Origin of the sequence: Pseudomonas graminis, from assembly GCF_900111735.1 — a bacterium.
In the GTDB taxonomy this organism is placed as follows: Bacteria; Pseudomonadota; Gammaproteobacteria; order Pseudomonadales; family Pseudomonadaceae; genus Aquipseudomonas; species Aquipseudomonas graminis.
Map to the genome: position 1 here is coordinate 111,418 of NZ_FOHW01000010.1, position 19,712 is coordinate 131,129.

Sequence of the window (19,712 nt, forward strand, 5' to 3'; positions counted from 1 at the left end):
TGCTTTTGAGCACCCGGGCCTGCTCTTCCACTTTCTTCACCGCCTCTTCAGGCGTTAAGACCGTTTACACAGGCGCAGGCTCGGCTGGATTGATGCCGACAATAGAAATCAGCGGTTCATCCAGATAAAGGCCGTCATAAAGGACCGGAACGCTTGTGTGGTTGCCGCTCAGTGCAATCTGGAAGAAACGCCCGTCTGCATCGGCTTCAAAGGAGCGCAGGTAGGTCCTGTCCTGGTCTTCGTTGTAGTCGAGCTTCAAGGTGCCATTTCGTCCATCGCCCGTGCGGTCGAACCCCAGATCGAGAATGAACAGACGGTCTCCGCTTTCAAAGTCGGTGATAAGGTCCGAATGACTGGCGTCCGCCGTGCGATAGCTGTCGGTCATGCGGTAATAGACGAAGTCGTCAAGGCCGCTGCCACCGGTGAGTGTGTCCTTGCCCATGCCACCGGCCATGACGTCGTTACCAGCGCCACCGTTTATGATGTCGTTGCCCTGAAAACTCACCATCTGATCATCGCCCACGCCGCCGGCCAGGATGTCATTGCCGCCGGTGCCCAGCACATCCATGTTATCGCGGGTCATCGTATTGACGATCTTGGGCCCGGTGGTGTTACCGAAATCCACCGTGTCGCGATTCAGGTCGGCCTTGAGATTACCGCTGAACAGAATTTCAAACTGATTGCCGTCAGCATCGGCTTCCAGCGATTTCAAGGCTGTCTGCGTACCTGCGCCGTTGACCACGACCTTCAGAGTGCCATTGAAGCCATTGCCCAAGCCGCTGAACCCCAGGCTGGACAGATCCACGAGATCGCCTTCAGCTGCATTGAAATCAGTGATCAGATCCCGACCGGCAGTGTGCGCAGAACCTGTCGAAGTGCGGATGCTGTCGGACACGGAACTGAATACGAACTCGTCGGCGCCGGTGCCGCCAGTCAGGGTATCGCCGCCCAGGCCGCCTACCAGACGATCATCGCCGGCCAGGCCAGACAAGGTATCGCGCCCCTCGTAGCCCATCAGGGTTTCTGCGCCCGCCGAGGTGCCGACAACGCTGTCGCCCGCATCGCTGCCTGCAATCAGGCGCTGGAAGTTGGCGTTGGTCAGGGTGTAATCGCCACTCAGGAGCAGCTCGAACCGGTTGCCGTTTTCATCGACATCGTCGCTTCTGAGAATCGTCCGGTAATAGCCGTCATCTGTATTGCTGACGATCTGAACGGTTCCGTGTGTGCCGTCACCAATGCCGGAAATACCTAGCGCGGTCAGGTCAAGGCGATCAGCCTTATCGAAATAATCGATATAGTCGACTTGCGAGCCGCTACTGTCGCTGATGGACGCATAGCGCAGTACGGCGTTTCCATAGGCATAGAAACTGTCCGAACCGGCCCCGCCGATCAGTACGCTGTCACCTCGACCCTCAATGTAATCGTCGCCAGCACCGCCGTAGATAACATTGAGATCGAATGTACTGAAAAACTCATCCTTACCCGCAGTGCCGTACCAAAAAACCTTTTGTTTATCTGCCATTGAAACGCTCCCTGAGCTGCCGCCAGAGTGGGCGGCGATAGCTGTGATAGGCAAAACGGCAGTTGGTTCGCGGGCCAGCAGTGGCCAGTATCGACTTTCCGTGAGTAAAGGCTGTGCTGGCCTCATCTGAAACCAGCCCGGTCACCTCTTTCACAGCATCCTGCCGGAGCGCGCTTGCCCGCGGCAGCGGCCGGCAGTATCAGGAAGGGAACAGCTTGCTCAGGCAGCTGAGTTTTTTCTTGTAAGACCGTCGCGCTTCCAGCGCCTCTTCGAGGGTTACCGCCACAAAGCGGGCTTTCTGGTTGGGTTGCATCTGGCCAATCAAGTCGAGATCGGCGCTGATCACCGTGCCAATCATTGCGTAGCCGCCACCGGACACTGCGTCACGGTGCAGCACGATGGGTTCGAGCCCGGCGGGCACCTGAATCGAGCCAATCGGGTAGCAACTGTCGACAATGTTCGACGGATCAGAACCGGCGCCGAACGGCTGCTCCCGGGGCTGAAAGCTCAGCGCGCTGCCGCCCTTGAAGCGATAGCCGATGCGGTCGGCTTCCGAACCGACCGTCCAGGGCTCGGCGAAAAAGCTCTTCGCCGCCGACTCGGTCAAGCGGTGGTAGTACAAACCGGGCACCACCCGCAAGGTGATTTCGCCAGCCAACGATTGCCGTAACGCCATGGGCAAACTGGCCCCTGCGCGGCTCTTGCCACTGGCGATGCCCACCGGCAATTGGTCACCTGCAATCAGGCGTCTTCCCTGAAAACCACCGAGCGCGCCCAGCGCATAGGTGGAGCGACTGCCGAGCACCACCGGCACATCAATGCCACCGGCCACCGCCAGATAAGCGCGGGCCCCCGCCCTGGGGAAGTCAAAACTCAGCACCTGCCCGGCCTTCACGGTGAACGCGGTGTCCAGGTGCATTTCCACGCCATCGACCCGAGGCGTCATGTGCGCACCGCTGACCGCAACCAAAGCATCCTGCTGAAACTCCAGCTCAGGCCCGAGTAGCGTGCATTCCAGCGCCGCCAAACCTGCCGGGTTGCCTACCAATTGATTGGCCGCGCTCAATGCGTATTGATCAAGCGCGCCGGATGGCGGAATGCCCAGGTGGTAATACCCTTCGCGGCCCAAGTCTTGTACCGAAGTGGCGAGGCCGGGTTTGAGAACCTTGATCATGCCAACACCTCCTGCAACGACTTGGGATAGCCGACGGGATCGGCGAGGAACGCGTCCAGCGAAAACTCCACCGGCCGAATCCGCAGATCAAAGCGACCGGCTTCCACTTCGGCCACCGCGTGGTCGTACGCTTCACGGTCCATCGGTTTGAACTGCACGATGTCGCCTGGACGGAAAAACACCATGTGTTCCTTCAGATACGCGAGGTTCTGTTGCGGGTCGTAGATCGGCGCGGGGGTAACACCAAACATCTGATAACCCCCGGCGCCGCGCACCGAGTAAATGCATCCAAAGCAACCGCCGTGACCAAGGGTCAATTTCGGCGTGTCGGTGCGCGGGCGCAGGTACTTGGGCACCTGCAACTGACGCTCGCGCTCGACCATCTGGAACATGAATGGCAGGCCGGCAACGAAGCCCACCATCGAGACAAACCACGGCGCGCCACTGTGGGCCGCGATGAATGCTTCGACGTCGGCCAGACCGTTTATGCGTGCGGCGTATTCCAGGTCCGTTGCACTCGGGTCTTGATGGCGGTCGCGAAAACGCATCAGGGTTTCGTGGGTCCAGGGGTCGTTGTAGAGCACTGGAATCTCGATAATCCGCGTCTGCAGCGTGCGCTCGGCAACAGCGCCGGCCTCGGCGATTTTGACCGCTTCGAGCAAGGTGTGAGGGGCGATGCGATCCGGGTCGAAACGGATCTGGAATGACGCGTTGGCCAGGCAGATATCAAGTACGCCATCCAGCGCCAGCCCTTCCACGGCGCGGGTGACGGCGAGGCCTTTGAAGAATGCGTCCAGGGACATGCTGTCGCTGACTTCGGCAAACAAGTGCTCATCGGCGCCAAAGCTGTAGCGGATGGGGGTACTCATGCTTCACCTCCGCTGCGGCGCTCGGCCAGCCAGGTTTCCAGGGTGCCGGTGTTAAAGTCGGCACTGTGCAGCCACGGTTGTTCCAACAATTCACCGTGCAACGCCAGGGTGTTGGCCATGCCGGTGAGGGTGGTGTGCGCCACGGCCATTCGCGCTCGCGCCAAGGCTTCGTCTCGATCCGCACCGTGAATAATCAGTTTGGCCAGCAGCGAGTCATAGTAAGGCGGCACACGGTAGCCTTGATACAGATGCGTATCGACGCGAATGCCTTCGCCGTTCGGCCAGATCAGCTCCTCGACCAGGCCTGGGCTCGGGAAGAAATTCCGCGCAGGGTCTTCAGCGTTCAGGCGCATTTGCAGGGCGGCGCCGTTGAGTCGGATGTCACTTTGCTTCAAGCCCAGCGGTTCGCCGCCAGCGATGCGCAACATGGCCTGGACCAGGTCGATGCCGGTGATCAGTTCGCTGACCGGGTGCTCCACCTGAATCCGCGTATTCATCTCGATAAAGAAGAACTCGCCAGTGACGTCGTCATACAGATATTCCAGGGTGCCGGCGCCCTTGTAGCCCAAAGACTCGGTCAGGCGCACCGCGCTTTCGCAGAGGATTTCCCGTTGCTGTTGGCTGAGGACCGGCGACGGCGCTTCTTCGAAGATTTTCTGCCGGCGCCGTTGCAGCGAACACTCGCGCTCAAACAAATGCACCGCGTGCTGACCGTCGCCCAACACCTGCACTTCAATATGCCGGGCACGGCTGATAAACCGCTCCAGATACACCGCGCCATTGCCAAACGCCGCTTGGGCTTCGCGCTGGGAACGGGGAAATTCTTCGCGCAGCTGCTCGGCGTTTTCCGCCAGCCGGATACCACGCCCGCCGCCACCGGCCGACGCTTTAATCAGCAACGGGAAGCCAACGGATTCAGCAGCCTTGAGCGCCGACCCGACGTCGAACAGTTCACCCGGCGAACCCGGCACCACCGGCACGCCAGCGGCTTGTGCAGTACGCCGTGCCTCGGCTTTATCGCCCATGCGGCGGATCGTCTCCGCGCCTGGCCCGACGAAAATGGCACCGGCAGAGACCACCGCTTCGGCGAAATCGGCTTTCTCCGACAGAAAGCCGTAACCGGGATGCACCGCGTTGGCGCCAGTAGCTTTCAAGGCCCCGAGCAAGGCATCGACGTTCAGATAGCTTTTGTCGGCCCGGGCCGGACCAAGAATGTGAACCTCATCGGCCATCCGCGCGGCTTGGGAATCGACGTCCGCCTCGCTGCACGCAGCAACGGTGGGAATGCCCAGTTCTTTGGCGGCGCGGATGATGCGCACGGCGATTTCGCCGCGGTTGGCGACCAGCAGTTTATGAATGGCTTGGGTCATGATCGTCCCTCACGCGTCGTCGAGGGTTGCGACGACTTGACCCGGTTCCACAGGATCACCGTCTTCCACCAAAAAGGCACTGAGGCGACCGGCCGTCCCGGCGGTCAATTCGGAGAACTGCTTCATGACCTCGATCAGGCCGATTACCGTGTTGGCGCTGACTTGCGCGCCGACCTCCACGAAGTTTGCCGATTCCGGCGTTGCTTTGCGGTAGAAGGTCCCCGGCAACGGGGTGATTACAGTGTATTCAGCCATGTCTGTTCCTCTTGGAATAGTTGTAGAAAGGCAGGCGTAAAGTGAATCGGAGGACCAACCCTGGCGTCTGTGTGCCAGGTGTTTTCGTTTGGTCTCAGCGCGGTGCCCGGACCTTTATGCGCGCGCTATCAAGTGCATGACGCGTGGCCTCGACCAACGCCAGGGCACCCGGCGTGTCGCTGTGCAAACAGATGGAATCGAATTCAATGGCCAGGTCTTCGCCCTCGACGGTGCGCACCACCCCTTCCTGGCAGGCACGCAGCACACGGGCGGCGACCTGTGCCGGGTCGTAAGCCCGCACGTTGCGGGTGAAGACGATCGAGCCGCTAAGGTCGTATTCGCGGTCGGCATAGAACTCGCGGATAACCGGTTGGTCGAGTTCCGTGGCAACCCGGCAGATCACCGAATCGGGCATGCAATACAAGAGCAACTCCGGCTCCAGGCGCTGGAGGTTTTCCACCAGCAAACGGGCGGCCTCTTCGTCTCGGGCCAGGTGCATGTAGAGCGCGCCGTGGGGTTTGATGTGTTGCAGGGCCACGCCCTGCACCCGGGCGAGTTCCCGCAGGGCGCCCAACTGATAGAGCATGTCGTCGACCAGTTCCTGGGCAGGCGCATTGATGTGCCGACGGCCGAAACCAACCAGGTCGCGAAACCCCGGGTGCGCGCCGATGGCCACGCCCCGGCCCTTGGCTTGCTCGACGGTGCGGCGCATGGTGCCCGGGTCACCCGCATGAAAACCGGTGGCGATGTTGGCCGAGCTGATAAAGCCCATCAACTCATTGTCGACGCCATCGCCGATGGTCCAGGGGCCAAAGCCTTCGCCCATGTCCGAATTGAAATCTACTGCCTGCATGACGCTTGCTCCCGACCTTGTGACTTCATGCAGGCCACGTTAGATTTCCCCCAACCCCTTGGGAAGATCTATTATCAGATAGGCTATCTTCCGAAAAACAGATACCTCCCCGCCCGGAGTGCTCATGTCCCTGACCCTGCGCCAAGTCCGCTATTTCGTCGCTACCGCCGAAATCGGGCAAATCTCTCAAGCCGCGATTCATCTGAATATTTCCCAGTCGGCGGTGACCACGGCGATCAAGGAACTGGAAGGCATCCTCGGCACGCTGTTGTTCCAGCGCTCGGCGCAGGGCATGAATCTGACCGACGCGGGGCGGCACTTTTTAAATCGGGCCTACGTGATTTTGCGCAGCGTCGATGACGCATTGAACAGCCCATTGCCGAATATCCGCGCCAGTGGCGTGTTGCGCCTGGGGGCGAGCTACACGGTGATCGGTTATTTCCTGCCGCACCATTTGCAGCGCCTGGAACACTGGCATCCGGACGTGGCCATTGAAGTCCATGAACAAGAACGGCAGGCGATTGAACAAGGCTTGTTGGAAGGTCGTTTTGATATGGCCGTGGTGCTCACCGCCAACCTCACTCACCCGGACATCGTTTCAGAGACCCTCTTCAACTCCGAGCGGCGGTTATGGCTACCCAGCCACCATCCGTTGTGCGAGCGCTCGGCGGTCAGCCTCGCCGACGTCGCAAAAGAACCCTATATTCTGCTGACCGTCGACGAAGCCGAACAAAGCGCCATGCGTTACTGGGAACATGCGCATCAGCAGCCAAATGTGCGGGTGCGTACCAGTTCAGTCGAAGCGGTGCGCAGCATGGTCGCCAATGGCAGCGGCGTGGCAATCCTCTCGGATCTGGTGCACCGCCCCTGGTCACTGGAAGGAAAACGCATCGAAACACTGACAGTCACCGACAAGGTGACGCCGATGAGTGTGGGATTGGCATGGCACCGGGAGCGCAAATTCAGCCCGGCGATGCAGGCGTTTCGTAACTATTTCCACGATGCATTTCTGGCGCCGCAACAGCTGTCCGCGCGGCGCTGAATCCGGCCGTGGGCGGATAACCCTTGGCTATGGCGTGAACTTCCCTTGGCTCTGAGACGGTGTATCGGCCAGCCCGTTGACCGCCACGTGAAAGCCCTCAAGCCTCAAGCCGCATCCCGATCCTGCTTCAGCGATTCCGCCACCACGCTGCCGAAGGACGCCACCGGCGCCTGCAAATTGCCGAGGAAGCGCGGGTAGATCAGCCACAGGTCCATCACTGGTTTGAAATCCTTGATGGGCATAGCCTCCAGTGAGTCGCGGTGGACGCTGCGCTCCAGCAGCGGACGCGGCACCAGACCCAGGCCCAAGCCATCGGCGACCAGCCCCAACTGCAGTTCGGTGCCGAAGGTTTCCAGATTGACCTTCAGGCTCAGCCCCTGATCAGCGAAGGTGCGTTGCAGCCCGGCGCGGAAACCGCAGCCGTCAGGGTTGAGCACCCAGCCCAGCCCGTAACAGTCCGCCAGTTTCACCGGCTTTTTCGGCAGCGCGCTCTTGGCGCACACCACCACCAACTCCATTTTGCCGATGGACTCACCGACGATGCCTTCAGGGAAGATCTTGCCCGCCGGGAACAGCGCCGCAGCCGCGTCCAGTTCGCCGTTCTCGATTTTGCCGATCAGCTGGCTGCCCCAGCCGGTGATCACTTGCGCGCGCAGGTCGGGAAATTGCCCGCGCAGGTGTTTCAGCGCATCCAGCAACACGACATCACCGATGGTTTGCGGCACGCCCAGCCTGAGCAATCCGCTGGGTGGCGTGTCGCTGGCGACGAGTTCGCGCAGTGAGTCCATTTCCCGCAGGATCGCCAGACACTTCTGATAGACCTGCGTGCCCATGGGGGTCGGCTTGAGCGGCTTGGTATTACGGTCGAACAATTCAACGCCCAGCGCCTGCTCGAAATTCTGAACCCGCCGCGTGATGGCCGGCTGTGTCAGGTCAAGGGACTCAGCGGCATGGCTGATCGACTGGCAGCGAATGACTGCTACGAACGCATCGATGTCATCAATTTTCATTCGGATCGCACATGGAATAAAGGAAACAAGATAGGCAAAAATCATAATGGCTATCGTAGGCTCTGGATAGCGCAACAACGGACGGCACCCTGTGAAGCGGTTATCAGCTACAGTTTGGTTATAACCTAATCATCAATAAATAGCATATTAGCCGGCTGCATTATGCTTATATTGGGCATCCTTCCTTGCCCGGAGCCCACATGACCCACATCCGTCACCCTGAACGCTTCAGGGCCTTTATCGGCGCGCTGGCCGAGCTGATCGACAGCAACCCGGCGGAAGGGGACCTGCTTTCCCGGGGTGGCAAGCTACTGGGGCAACTGGTCAGTGATGACGACTGGCTGCCGGATGAGTTCGCCGTTCCCGATCCGACGCGCTATCAACAGTTTCTGTTGCACGCCGACTCACGGCAGCGGTTTTCGGTCGTCAGCTTTGTGTGGGGGCCTGGCCAGAGCACGCCGATTCATGACCACCGCGTCTGGGGCTTGATCGGCATGCTGCGCGGCGCCGAGTATTCCCAGGGGTTCGCCCGCAGCGCCGATGGCCGACTGGAGCAGGAAGGCCCGGCGATCCGCCTGGAGCCCGGTCATGTCGAGGCCTTGTCGCCGTGCAGCAACGACATTCATCAGGTCAGCAATGCGTTCGACGACCAGGTGTCGATCAGTATTCACGTCTACGGCGCCAACATCGGCGCCGTGAAGCGCGCCGTTTATCAGCCTGATGGCAGTGAAAAGCTGTTCATCTCCGGCTATTCCAACGCCTTTCTCCCGAACATCTGGGATCTGTCCAAAGAGAACCAAGCCCAATGAGCAATCCCACCCGTTCCTACGCCGACATCCGCCGCGCCCTGCTCGCCCATGAAGAAGTCGCGTTGGTCGATGTCCGCGAAGAAGCCCCGTTCGCCGAAGCTCATCCACTGTTCGCCGCCAACATTCCGTTGTCGAAGCTGGAGCTGGAAGTGCTCGCGCGCATCCCCCGTCGCGACGCCGCCGTGACGGTTTATGACAACGGCGAGGGCCTGGCCGAACGCGCTTTGGAGCGTTTTCAGGACCTGGGTTACAGCGACGTCAAACTGCTTGAAGGCCGATTGCAGGGCTGGCGCGACGCTGGCGGCGAGCTGTTCATCGACGTCAATGTGCCGAGCAAGGCGTTCGGCGAACTGGTGGAGCACCATCGCCACACGCCGTCGTTGGCCGCCGAAGAGGTCAAGCAATTGCTCGACGCCAAGGCTGACGTGGTGGTGCTGGATGCGCGGCGGTTCGATGAATACCAGACCATGAGCATTCCCACTGGCGTCAGCGTGCCCGGGGCCGAACTGGTGCTGCGGGCGCGGGAGTTGGCGCCCGATCCCGACACCCGGATCATCGTCAACTGCGCCGGCCGTACCCGCAGCATCATTGGCACTCAGTCGCTGGTGAATGCCGGCCTGCCCAACGCGATTTCCGCCCTGCGCAATGGCACGATCGGCTGGCTGTTGGCCGGGCAGACGCTGGATCACGGGCAATCCCGGCGCTTCCCGCAGGTCAGTGAAGCGACCCGGGAAGTCGCTCGGGCGGATGCGCGCAACGTGGCGGATAAGGCGCGAGTGAAACGCGGCAGCCGTGCGGACTTGACGGTCTGGCAGGCAGAAACGACGCGCACGACATACCTGTTTGATGTGCGCACGCCGGAGGAATTCGAAGCCGGCCATATGCCGGGTGCCCGTTCGACGCCGGGCGGCCAGCTGGTCCAGGAGACTGATCATTACGCCAGCGTGCGCGGCGCACGAATTGTTTTGCTCGACGACGATGGCGTGCGCGCCAACATGTCTGCTTCGTGGCTGGCGCAGCTAGGCTGGGAGGTGTTTGTGGTGGACGACTTGCGTCCTGAGGATTTCAGCGAAAAGGGTGGCTGGAACGCGCCCATTCCACCCGCGCCGAAGGTCGAAGAGATCAGCGCCGAAACGCTGCGCGAGTGGCGCCAGCAGGGCGGCGTGGCGGTGCTGGATTTCACTGCCAGCGCCCACTACGTCAAGCAGCATATTCCGGGCGCGTGGTGGATGCTGCGTGCCGACCTTGCCAAGGCACTGCAGAACAACATCCCGGTTGCCGAGCGTTACGTGCTGACCTGCGGCAGCAGCAAACTCGCGCGCCTTGCCGTGTCGGAGGTCGAAGCCCTGACCGGCAAGCCGGTGTTTGTGCTGAAGGACGGCACAGCCAGCTGGGTGGCGGCGGGGTTCGAGCTTGAGCACGGCGAAAGCCATCTGGCCTCGCCGCGCATTGACCGCTATCGCCGGCCCTATGAAGGCACCGATGCGCCGCGCGAGGCGATGCAGGCGTATCTGGATTGGGAGTATGGGTTGGTCGAGCAACTCGGCCGCGACGGGACCCATGGGTTTTATGTGATTTAAGCCGCGCCCATTCGTGTAGGAGCGCGCTTGCCCGCGATGGCGGTGTGTCAGCTGCCAGCTATGACACAGACAGGTCGCAGTTCGCGGGCAAGCGCGCTCCTACAGAAAATGCATCGTGGCGGAAATATGTATGCATTAATTTAATATCTTAACGCGACATAATCACACAAATCCATAATCATCTTATAACCAAAAGATACTTCTATTCCGTTTATTATAGGAATAAGGTCAATCCCCTTGCCGACCCCTTCTCCAGGCGGAGGCCGAGAATTCATTTCCATGCCTGGAGACACGCACCATGTTCATTCCCTTCACTCCCCTGCTCCGTGTCCGACACGTGATCGTCGGCGCACTGCTCGCGTTGTCATTCAGCCAAGCCACACAGGCTGCCGAGCCGCTTCAGCCACTCCTCGTCGCCAATCAGAAGTCCGCGCTGAAGGTGCTGCTGGAGGTGTCCGGCGAGTTAAAGGACGTGCCCTACGAGATCAGGTTTTCCGAATTCCCCTCGGCGTCGCCATTAGGCGAAGCTCTGAACGCAGGGGCCGTGGACGTCGGCGCATTGGGCGACGCGCCTTATGTATTTGCGCTTGGCGCTGGTGCGACGCTGAAAGTCATCAGCATTACTCACGTCAGTGGCCGCTACACGACTGCGCTGATTGTGCGCAACGACTCGTCGATCAAGTCGGTTGCCGACCTCAAGGGCAAGCGCATCGTCACCGGGCGCGGCTCCATCGGCCATTACCTGGCAATACGTGCGTTGAACGAAGTGGGCCTGAAGACCAGCGACGTGAATTTCGTTTACCTGTTGCCCAGCGAGTCCCGGCTGATCCTCGACAACGGCGACGCCGATGCTTGGGCCACCTGGGCGCCCTACACCACCGTCGCCACGCAGAACGGCGCGCGCATCCTGCCCAATGGGCCGGACCTATTGACCAATCATTCCTACCTCGCCGCCACCAGCAAGGCCATCGCTGACAAGCGCGTGCAACTGGACGACTTCGTGGTGCGCCTCGACCGCGCCTACCGCTGGGCCAACGCCCATCCTGCCGAATACGCCGCTGCCCAGACCAAGGTCACCGGTCTGCCATTGACCGTGCACCTGGCGGTCAATCAGGACACGACAATGGAGCGCGTGAGTATTGATGACGGCGTTATCAAGGGCCTGCAAAACACGGCGGACATCTATCAGCGCGAAGGCATCCTCAACAAGCACGTCGACGTGTCCCACGGTTTCGACCCGGATTTCAATGCCATACGCCTCGCTGCCGAGCAGTCGGCGGCGCAACCTGCCAATCAGAACGATCCCCAAGCTGCGCGCTGAAGGAGCGAATTAATCTGGAAATTTGCGGAATGCGCAGGAGAAGATCGATTTGAGGCGGGCATGTGCGGTAAATGCCGCACACACAAAAACGCCGCTCTGTTGAGCGGCGTTTTTGAGAATTTGGAGCGGGAAACGAGACTCGAACTCGCGACCCCGACCTTGGCAAGGTCGTGCTCTACCAACTGAGCTATTCCCGCAAATGGCGTCCCCTAGGGGACTCGAACCCCTGTTACCGCCGTGAAAGGGCGGTGTCCTAGGCCACTAGACGAAGGGGACACAGCCTGGAAACACCATGGTGTTGTGTTCCAGTTCCAGAAACACATCCGAAGACGCTTTCTGGTTTCACTCAACTTCGCCCGAAAGCAAAGCTGCTTAAAAATGGAGCGGGAAACGAGACTCGAACTCGCGACCCCGACCTTGGCAAGGTCGTGCTCTACCAACTGAGCTATTCCCGCAATGGCGTCCCCTAGGGGACTCGAACCCCTGTTACCGCCGTGAAAGGGCGGTGTCCTAGGCCACTAGACGAAGGGGACACGCTACAACATTCACTCCCTGCTACGCTCTGCTGTGTGCTTTACGCTGCAAGTGGCGCGCATTCTATGGATGGATATAAGGGTCGTCAACCCCTCAGTGAAAATATATTCAAATCAATGACTTCCCCCTCTATTTAGGCAACTCACGGCCGATACACACATGTCAGCCGCCGTACGGAATATCAGGCGGAGCGACAGGACCACCTTCCCGCGATAGTGGATAGCCACTACACTCGCGCAAATTACTTGATTGAGGCTAGTGCGGTGACACCATTCATTATCACCCTGTTCGTCATAGCGGGCATCGTGCTCCTCATAGCCTTCGGCTACCTGAACCATGTGGCAGAAGGCAAAAAGGTCGAGCGCGCGCGAAGCCTGGTCGAGCTTAAAGACCGTCTGCGTCGCTGCAGCGAGCTGTCGGAAACCTTTCCTGGTCAGCTGATGACGCCTGCCCTCAAGCTGCTGCTGGTCCGGCTGGAGCTGAACGTGGTGAAGCGTCTGATGGCGCTCGAAAAATCGAACAACGCCAACCTTCAGGAACGCCAGACCGAACTCGAAGCGCTGGTGGCTCAAGGTGATGCGATCACGATCAGCAACCCGGCCAGCCCGATCCAGACCGAGGCCAAGGCCAAGGACGTGCGCTTTTTATTGGAAGCCATGCACGGCCAGGTGACACGAGCGGCCCACGACGGTTTCCTGCAAACGGCTGAAGCCAAGCACTGGATTCGCGAGATCCGCAACTTGCTGGTGCTGCTGCACATCGAGTTCTTCAATAACCTGGGCCAGCACGCCATGAGTCAGGAACAGCCTGGCCAGGCCCGTCTGGCCTTCGAGCGTGGCGTCCAATACCTGAAGAACCAACCTGAGCCCGCGCCGTGGAAAGGCCACCTGCAGGCCATGGAACGGCAACTGGCCAAAGCCAACTCCATGGTACTGGACACCATCGCACCGACCGAAGACGACAACAACGAGCTGACCGAAGGTTTGAGAGTCGTGGACGCCGAGGCCGAGTGGAAAAAGAAAGCCATCTACGACTGATGGCTCACACCTGACGCACTGCACTGCACGGTGCGTCAGGGCTTTACTTCAGCAATCGGTTGATTTCAAGAAGATCGCCGCCAGCCGCTCAATCCCCTCCTGATCCTCCTCGCTAAAGCGCCCGACACTAGGGCTGTCCAGATCCAGAACGCCAATCAGCTTTCCGTCCTTTATCAGGGGCACCACTACCTCGCTGTTGGAGGCACTGTCGCATGCGATGTGTCCGGGGAACTCATGGACATCGACCACACGCTGGGTTTCGCGGCTCTGTGCCGCCGTGCCGCACACGCCCTTGCCGAACGGAATGCGCACGCAGGCGATCTGGCCCTGGAACGGACCCAGCACCAGCTCTTCATTGCGATTGAGGTAGAAGCCTGCCCAGTTCAGGTCGTCGAGCTGGGTATAAAGGAATGCCGAAAACTGCGCAGCGTTGGCGATAAAGTCGCGCTCGTCCGCCAGTAGGGATTCCAGTTGTGCAGCCAGCAGGCGGTAGCCATCAAGGCCCTCCCCTGCGGAATTCAAATCGATCATGCGTCTTGCTCCAGCATCTTCAAACCAACCCAGTAACGGGCGAACTGATAGGCGCAACGACCGTTGCGGTTGCCACGGCCGGTTGCCCAGCGCACGGCGTGAATTTCAAGCGCTTCATCGCGCTGCCATTGCAGCCCGGCTCTGGTCGCCAACTCGCCGATCCAGTGCTCGACCACATCCAGAAAATGCTCTTGGGTGAAGGGATAGAACGACAGCCAGAGGCCGAAGCGATCCGACAACGCGATCTTGTCCTCGACGGCTTCGCTCGGGTGGATTTCACCGTCGTCACCGCGCTGCCAGTGAGCGTTGTCGCTCTCCTTCTCGGGCACCAGATGGCGGCGATTGGACGTGGCGTACAGCAGAACGTTGTCCGGCGCCTGTTCCAGCGAGCCGTCGAGCACGCTCTTGAGCACGCGGTAGTCCCCTTCGCCGGATTCGAACGACAGGTCATCGCAGAACAACACAAAGCGCTGGGGCAACTTCTGCAGTTGCTCGACCACGCGCGGCAGATCGCCCAGGTGATCCCGTTCGATCTCGATCAGGCGCAGGCCGGCTTTGGCGTGCTCGGCCAGCAATGCGCGGACCAGCGACGACTTGCCCGTGCCACGGGAACCCCAGAGCAGCGCATGGTTGGCGGGCAGGCCGTCGATGAACTGCCGGGTATTGCGGCCCAGTTGCTCACGCTGGCTGTCGACACCGATGAGGTCCGACAGGCGCATGTCCAGGGTGACCTCCAGCGGCATCAGGTAACCGCCGCGGCCTTCGTGCACCCAACGCGCAGCCAGCGTCGTTTCCCAGTCCACGGGCTGCCGCACGGCAGGCAACAGAGGTTCGAGACGCGCCAGTACCGACTCGGCGCGCTCCAGAAATGCGTTCAATCGAGAATCCACGGTTTCTCCTTGATTTAACGGGTTAACGCCCGGCCGCGATCAGCTATGCTTGCCACGCGACGGACACAAGAAGTGACAGTGCCTCTATGGATATAGCGATCACCCACCGGCTGTCATTCAAACAGGCCCGTTTGACTGTGCTGATCGGCTTTGTATTGGGCACGCTGCTCAGTTTTTTTCAAATTGCGCTCGATTATGCCAGCGAAGACGCGTCCATCGATCGTGAAATTCGCTCCTTGCTGCAAATCAGTCACAACCCCGCTTCGCGCATTGCCTACAACCTGGACGCAGAACTCGCGCAAGAACTGACCCTCGGCCTGCTGCACTCCCCCGCCGTGGTCGGCGCGCGGCTGACCGATAACAACCACGTCCAGCTCGCGGCCGTATCACGCCCGTTGACGAAGAGCACCTACCGAATGGTCAGTGATTTTCTGTTCGGCGGAAGTCGGCAGTTCGAAGACGTGCTGCACCTGGACCACATCCCTGACGAGTCCATTGGCACCTTGCAGCTGGATGTCGATACATTTGCCTTCGGCAACCATTTTCTGCAGCGCGCCGGGATCACCCTCGTCAACGGCTTCGTGCGCAGCCTGGTGCTGGCCGGTCTGCTGCTGGCGCTGTTCTACTTCACGCTCACCAAACCCCTGACAGGCATGATCCGTGCGCTGTCGGAACGTGATCCGCGCAGCCCCGTTCAACCCCCGGTGCCCTGCCCGCCCGGTCACGAAGATGACGAAATCGGCGTGTTGGTGGCGGTCACCAATCGGCAGTTCAAGAGCGTTGCCAGTGAGTTTGCACGACGCCGGGAGGCGGAAAACCGGCTCACCGACCACCTCAACGAGCTTGAAGACATCGTTTCCGCACGCACCAATCAGCTTGAGTCCAGCAACGCCCGGCTCAGCCAGTCCAACGAAGAACTGCAGGTCGCGCGCAGCACGGCGCTGGACATGGCCCATGCGCGCTCGGCGTTTCTGGCCCACATGAGCCATGAAATCCGGACACCGCTCAACGGCTTGCTGGGCATGCTCGCGTTGTCCCTCGATGGCCCGCTCAGTGCAGAACAGCGCCAGCAGCTGTCCATCGCCCACGACTCGGGCAAGGTGCTGGTGGAACTGCTGAATGACATTCTCGACCTGTCGAAATTCGACGCCGGCCAGGTGGAGCTTGAGCGCATCCCGTTCGATCTGGCGGCCTTGATCGAAGACACCGCCAGCCTGCTGTCGCAAAACGCGGCGCCGAATGTCGAGCTGACCTGCCTGATCGATCCGTGCTTTCCGGCGTCCGTGCTGGGTGACCCGACGCGGGTGCGGCAGATCGTCAGTAACCTGCTCTCGAACGCGCTCAAGTTCACCCGCGCCGGGCGCGTGGATGTGCGCCTGGGTCAGCATGGCGACCACGTGCGCATCGAAGTGTGCGACACCGGCATCGGCATCGCGCAGGACGCCCAGGCCAAGATCTTTCAGCCGTTCACCCAGGCCGAAGCCGCGATCACCCGGCAGTACGGAGGGACCGGTCTGGGCCTGACCCTGACCCATAACCTGACCGATGCCATGAACGGACAGTTGAGTATCGAGTCCGCCTTAGGGGTCGGCAGCCGCTTCCGCGTGGACCTGCCGCTGCCAGCCCACACGCCAGCGTTGAAATGGCCGTTGCTCAAAGGCAAAGTGCTGGTGGGCAGCGACGGGAACAGCGGGTTGCTGGAAATGCTCAATCGACTGCTCCCGGAATGGGGCGTTACCTGTCAGCTGCTGGCAGAAGGTGCGCCGCCCGATGCCGACGCGGACCTTTTGATCACCGATTGCCCGCAGTGCCTGGTGGCCATCCGCGAGGCGTGCACGGTGCCCGTGTTACTGGTGACGGCGTACGGGAACTTCATGCCCGGCGAGCAGGTTGCGGCCCTGGCGCCGCTGCAGCAACAGGCGCGGCCACTCCCGCGCAATGTGTTGTATCAGAGCCTGGCGCGCATTCTGGACGCCGACGGTCAGGCAGGTGTCAGCCAGGAACAGGGCGGCCCTTCACCCACCCATCGGGCGCGTATTCTGCTCGTGGAAGACAACCCGGTTAATCAGCTGGTGGCGAAAGGCATGCTCAGCAAGCTCGGTTGCGATGTGGTCGTCAGCAGCAATGGCGCCGAGGCGCTGCAGCAGCTTGAGCAGGATCACTTCGATCTGGTGCTGATGGACTGCAACATGCCAGTGATGAACGGCTATGACGCTACCCGGCGAATCCGCGAGAACGCTCGCTGGTCGGATCTGCCGATCATCGCGCTCACGGCCAACGCGATGCCGGAAGAGCGTGAACACTGCAGGGCTGCGGGCATGAGCGACTACCTGGCCAAGCCGTTTCGGCGCGAGGAGTTGATGGCGTTGCTGGATCAGTGGATCCCCGTAGGGCAGCCGCATTAAAGGCTGCTTAAAGGGATGCTTCGATCAACCGGCCGCTTGTTCTTTCAACAACGCTTCGATGTCGGCCTTGATGTCTTCCGGCTTGGTCAATGGCGCATAACGCTTGACCAGCTTGCCGTCGCGGCCCACCAGGAACTTGGTGAAGTTCCACTTGATGCCTTCGGAACCGAGCAACCCCGGTGCGCGCTTCTTGAGCTGCACGAACAGCGGATGAGCCTGGCTGCCGTTGACGTCGATCTTCTTGAACAGCGGAAAGCTCACCCCATAGTTCAGCTCGCAAAAATCGGAAATCGCGCCTTCGTTGCCGGGCTCCTGCTTGCCGAACTGGTTGCACGGAAAGCCCAGCACTACCAGGCCGCGATCCTTATAGCCCTGCCACAATTCCTCAAGGCCCTTGTATTGCGGCGTGAAACCGCACTTGCTGGCGGTGTTCACCACCAGTACCGCCTTGCCGCCGAAATCAGCCAGGGTCTTTTGCTCGCCCTTGATCGTTTGCACCGGAATGTTCAGCAGTTCGTCGCTCATGGCGATGCCTCGATTTAGTAAACCGCAACGCTAGCGCGCCAATGTCTGGCGCGCTATTCCATTGTTACCGGTGATAGGCCTGCATCAGGCGTTGCGTGGCACCAGATCCAGGCACACCGAGTTGATGCAGTAGCGCAGGCCGGTGGGCGGCGGGCCGTCCGGGAACACGTGACCAAGGTGAGCATCGCATTGGCTGCAGACCACTTCGGTGCGGATCATGCCGTGACTGACGTCGCGCACTTCGACCACTGCGCTGCCTTCCAGCGGCGCGTAGAAGCTCGGCCAACCGCAACCCGAATCGAACTTGGTGGTCGAATCGAACAAGGGCTCGTTGCAGCAGATGCAGTGGTAAACGCCGTCGGTCTTGGTTTCGTTGTATTTGCCGCTGAAGGGACGCTCCGTGCCCTTCAGCCGGCAGACGTTGTACTGCTCTGGATCGAGCATCGCTTTCCATTCTTCAAGGGTTTTATCCAGCTTAGCCACGGGTAGACCTCCGTAAATGAAAAAGCCCGATCTGTGTCTTTTCCACGGATCGGGTGGCACGTATGATTGCGCCTTCGTTGGACGCCAGTCTGTCACCCGCGTTTCTCGCGTACAAACCCATTTTGATGGCGTCATGCTCAGCGGTCTGCGCTTCTTCACACAGCGGGCCGTCTCTTTTCGGGACCAATCACCATGCAGTTCAGCAAATCGAACAAGCTCGCCAACGTCTGCTACGACATTCGCGGGCCGGTGCTCAAGCACGCCAAACGCCTGGAAGAGGAAGGCCACCGCATCCTCAAGCTGAACATCGGCAACCCGGCGCCGTTTGGTTTCGAAGCGCCGGACGAAATCCTGCAGGACGTCATCCGCAACCTGCCGATGGCCCAGGGCTACAGCGATTCGAAAGGCCTGTTCAGCGCGCGCAAGGCGGTGATGCAGTACTACCAGCAGAAGCAGGTCGAAGGCGTTGGCATCGAAGACATCTATCTGGGCAATGGTGTCTCGGAACTGATCGTGATGTCGATGCAGGCCCTGCTCAACAACGGCGATGAAGTGCTGGTGCCGGCGCCGGACTACCCGTTGTGGACCGCCGCCGTTGCGTTGTCCGGCGGCAACCCGGTGCATTATCTGTGCGACGAGCAGGCCAACTGGTGGCCTGATCTTGAAGACATGAAGGCCAAGATCACGCCGAACACCAAGGCGATGGTGATCATCAACCCGAACAACCCGACCGGCGCCGTGTATTCCCGTGAAGTGTTGCTGGGGATGCTGGAGATTGCCCGTCAGCACAATCTCGTGGTGTTCTCCGACGAGATCTACGACAAGATTCTCTACGACGACGCCGTGCACATCTGCACCGCCTCGCTGGCACCGGACCTGCTGTGCCTGACCTTCAACGGGCTGTCGAAGTCTTACCGCGTGGCCGGTTTCCGTTCAGGCTGGATCGCGATTTCCGGGCCCAAGCACAACGCAGTCAGCTATATCGAAGGCATCGACATCCTGGCGAACATGCGCCTGTGTGCCAACGTGCCGAGCCAGCACGCGATCCAGACTGCGCTGGGCGGCTATCAGAGCATCAATGACCTGATCCTGCCGCCGGGCCGTCTGCTGGAGCAGCGCAACCGGACCTGGGAATTGCTCAACGATATTCCGGGCGTCAGCTGCGTGAAGCCGATGGGCGCGTTGTATGCCTTCCCGCGCATCGATCCGAAAGTCTGCCCCATCCACAACGACGAGAAGTTCGCGCTGGACCTGCTGCTGTCGGAAAAGCTATTGATCGTTCAGGGCACCGCGTTCAACTGGCCGTGGCCGGACCACTTCCGCGTGGTGACGCTGCCGCGTGTGGATGATCTGGAACAAGCCATTGGCCGGATCGGCAATTTCCTGAAGACCTACCGCCAGTGACTACACCTTTGTAGGAGCGCGCTTGCCCGCGATGGCGGTGTATCAGTCAACGTACTCAGCGACTGACACGCCGCTTTCGCGGGCAAGCGCGCTCCTAC

General features: G+C 60.5%; 18 protein-coding genes and 4 tRNA genes. 7 read left to right on the forward strand and 15 right to left on the reverse strand.

Annotation, left to right across the window (positions count from 1 at the left end):
• Window positions 1-64 precede the first annotated feature (64 nt).
• The 6 genes from BMY98_RS27800 to BMY98_RS10155 form a co-directional block, all read right to left on the reverse strand.
• Window positions 65-1,522: a calcium-binding protein gene (locus tag BMY98_RS27800; RefSeq protein ID WP_083398760.1), complete on the reverse strand. Its 1,458-nt coding sequence runs from the start codon at window positions 1,520-1,522 to the stop codon at window positions 65-67.
• 199 nt (window positions 1,523-1,721) lie between these two features.
• A complete protein-coding gene (locus tag BMY98_RS10135) occupies window positions 1,722-2,696 on the reverse strand; it encodes a 5-oxoprolinase subunit C family protein (RefSeq protein WP_074888191.1) in 975 nt (324 codons plus the stop codon).
• Entirely contained in the window at window positions 2,693-3,565 is an 873-nt protein-coding gene (locus BMY98_RS10140; RefSeq protein ID WP_074888194.1) for a 5-oxoprolinase subunit B family protein, read from the reverse strand. Before BMY98_RS10140 ends, BMY98_RS10135 begins: the two co-directional genes overlap by 4 nt.
• Window positions 3,562-4,935 carry an acetyl-CoA carboxylase biotin carboxylase subunit gene (locus tag BMY98_RS10145; protein WP_074888196.1) on the reverse strand — a complete coding sequence of 458 codons (1,374 nt, stop codon included), beginning with the start codon at window positions 4,933-4,935 and terminating at the stop codon, window positions 3,562-3,564. The genes BMY98_RS10140 and BMY98_RS10145 overlap by 4 nt, the downstream gene beginning before the upstream one ends.
• A gap of 9 nt (window positions 4,936-4,944) precedes the next feature.
• Window positions 4,945-5,190 (reverse strand): acetyl-CoA carboxylase, encoded by a 246-nt coding sequence (locus tag BMY98_RS10150; protein ID WP_074888199.1) that lies wholly within the window; start codon window positions 5,188-5,190, stop codon window positions 4,945-4,947.
• Window positions 5,191-5,284: 94 nt separating this feature from the next.
• Window positions 5,285-6,043 carry a 5-oxoprolinase subunit PxpA gene (locus BMY98_RS10155; RefSeq protein WP_074888202.1) on the reverse strand — a complete coding sequence of 253 codons (759 nt, stop codon included), beginning with the start codon at window positions 6,041-6,043 and terminating at the stop codon, window positions 5,285-5,287.
• Between the two features lie 124 nt (window positions 6,044-6,167).
• On the opposite strand from BMY98_RS10155, the gene BMY98_RS10160 reads away from it, so the two are divergent.
• Window positions 6,168-7,085: a LysR family transcriptional regulator gene (locus tag BMY98_RS10160; protein ID WP_074888204.1), complete on the forward strand. Its 918-nt coding sequence runs from the start codon at window positions 6,168-6,170 to the stop codon at window positions 7,083-7,085.
• A gap of 104 nt (window positions 7,086-7,189) precedes the next feature.
• On the opposite strand, the gene BMY98_RS10165 is transcribed toward BMY98_RS10160, so the two are convergent.
• On the reverse strand, window positions 7,190-8,095 hold the full coding sequence (locus tag BMY98_RS10165) for a LysR family transcriptional regulator (RefSeq protein ID WP_074888206.1): 906 nt from the start codon (window positions 8,093-8,095) through the stop codon (window positions 7,190-7,192).
• Between the two features lie 200 nt (window positions 8,096-8,295).
• On the opposite strand from BMY98_RS10165, the gene BMY98_RS10170 reads away from it, so the two are divergent.
• The 3 genes from BMY98_RS10170 to BMY98_RS10180 all read left to right on the forward strand — a co-directional run bounded on the left by BMY98_RS10170 (window position 8,296) and on the right by BMY98_RS10180 (window position 11,805).
• Window positions 8,296-8,904: a cysteine dioxygenase family protein gene (locus tag BMY98_RS10170; protein WP_074888209.1), complete on the forward strand. Its 609-nt coding sequence runs from the start codon at window positions 8,296-8,298 to the stop codon at window positions 8,902-8,904.
• Window positions 8,901-10,484, forward strand: coding sequence for a rhodanese-related sulfurtransferase (locus tag BMY98_RS10175; RefSeq protein WP_074888212.1), 1,584 nt, complete (start codon window positions 8,901-8,903; stop codon window positions 10,482-10,484). Before BMY98_RS10170 ends, BMY98_RS10175 begins: the two co-directional genes overlap by 4 nt.
• 298 nt (window positions 10,485-10,782) lie before the next feature.
• Entirely contained in the window at window positions 10,783-11,805 is a 1,023-nt protein-coding gene (locus BMY98_RS10180) for an ABC transporter substrate-binding protein (RefSeq protein WP_074888215.1), read from the forward strand.
• 121 nt (window positions 11,806-11,926) lie between these two features.
• Here the strand turns inward: BMY98_RS10180 and BMY98_RS10185 are convergent.
• From BMY98_RS10185 to BMY98_RS10200, 4 genes are all read right to left on the reverse strand, one after another.
• A tRNA-Gly gene (locus BMY98_RS10185) sits at window positions 11,927-12,002 on the reverse strand.
• Window positions 12,003-12,005: 3 nt separating this feature from the next.
• Window positions 12,006-12,081, reverse strand: a tRNA-Glu gene (locus BMY98_RS10190).
• Between the two features lie 103 nt (window positions 12,082-12,184).
• Window positions 12,185-12,260: transfer RNA gene (locus BMY98_RS10195), tRNA-Gly, on the reverse strand.
• Window positions 12,261-12,262: 2 nt separating this feature from the next.
• Window positions 12,263-12,338 (reverse strand) — tRNA-Glu (locus tag BMY98_RS10200).
• Window positions 12,339-12,602: 264 nt separating this feature from the next.
• Here BMY98_RS10200 and BMY98_RS10205 point away from each other — a divergent pair.
• The gene (locus tag BMY98_RS10205) at window positions 12,603-13,376 is read left to right on the forward strand and encodes a hypothetical protein (RefSeq protein ID WP_074888218.1); all 774 of its coding nucleotides are present in this window, start codon (window positions 12,603-12,605) and stop codon (window positions 13,374-13,376) included.
• A 48-nt stretch (window positions 13,377-13,424) separates the two neighbouring features.
• On the opposite strand, the gene BMY98_RS10210 is transcribed toward BMY98_RS10205, so the two are convergent.
• Window positions 13,425-13,907, reverse strand: a complete 483-nt coding sequence (locus tag BMY98_RS10210) for a GAF domain-containing protein (RefSeq protein ID WP_074888220.1) — start codon at window positions 13,905-13,907, stop codon at window positions 13,425-13,427.
• Window positions 13,904-14,797: an ATP-binding protein gene (locus BMY98_RS10215; RefSeq protein WP_074888223.1), complete on the reverse strand. Its 894-nt coding sequence runs from the start codon at window positions 14,795-14,797 to the stop codon at window positions 13,904-13,906. Before BMY98_RS10215 ends, BMY98_RS10210 begins: the two co-directional genes overlap by 4 nt.
• A gap of 86 nt (window positions 14,798-14,883) precedes the next feature.
• Between BMY98_RS10215 and BMY98_RS10220 the strand changes: the two genes are divergently transcribed.
• A complete protein-coding gene (locus BMY98_RS10220; protein ID WP_074888226.1) occupies window positions 14,884-17,202 on the forward strand; it encodes a hybrid sensor histidine kinase/response regulator in 2,319 nt (772 codons plus the stop codon).
• A 24-nt stretch (window positions 17,203-17,226) separates the two neighbouring features.
• Here the strand turns inward: BMY98_RS10220 and BMY98_RS10225 are convergent, their stop codons facing one another.
• A complete protein-coding gene (locus BMY98_RS10225) occupies window positions 17,227-17,727 on the reverse strand; it encodes a glutathione peroxidase (RefSeq protein ID WP_074888229.1) in 501 nt (166 codons plus the stop codon).
• 84 nt (window positions 17,728-17,811) lie between these two features.
• Window positions 17,812-18,210: a peptide-methionine (R)-S-oxide reductase MsrB gene (gene msrB / locus BMY98_RS10230; RefSeq protein WP_074888232.1), complete on the reverse strand. Its 399-nt coding sequence runs from the start codon at window positions 18,208-18,210 to the stop codon at window positions 17,812-17,814.
• Between the two features lie 192 nt (window positions 18,211-18,402).
• On the opposite strand from msrB, the gene BMY98_RS10235 reads away from it, so the two are divergent.
• Window positions 18,403-19,614, forward strand: coding sequence for a pyridoxal phosphate-dependent aminotransferase (locus tag BMY98_RS10235; RefSeq protein ID WP_074888235.1), 1,212 nt, complete (start codon window positions 18,403-18,405; stop codon window positions 19,612-19,614).
• Window positions 19,615-19,712: the final 98 nt, after the last annotated feature.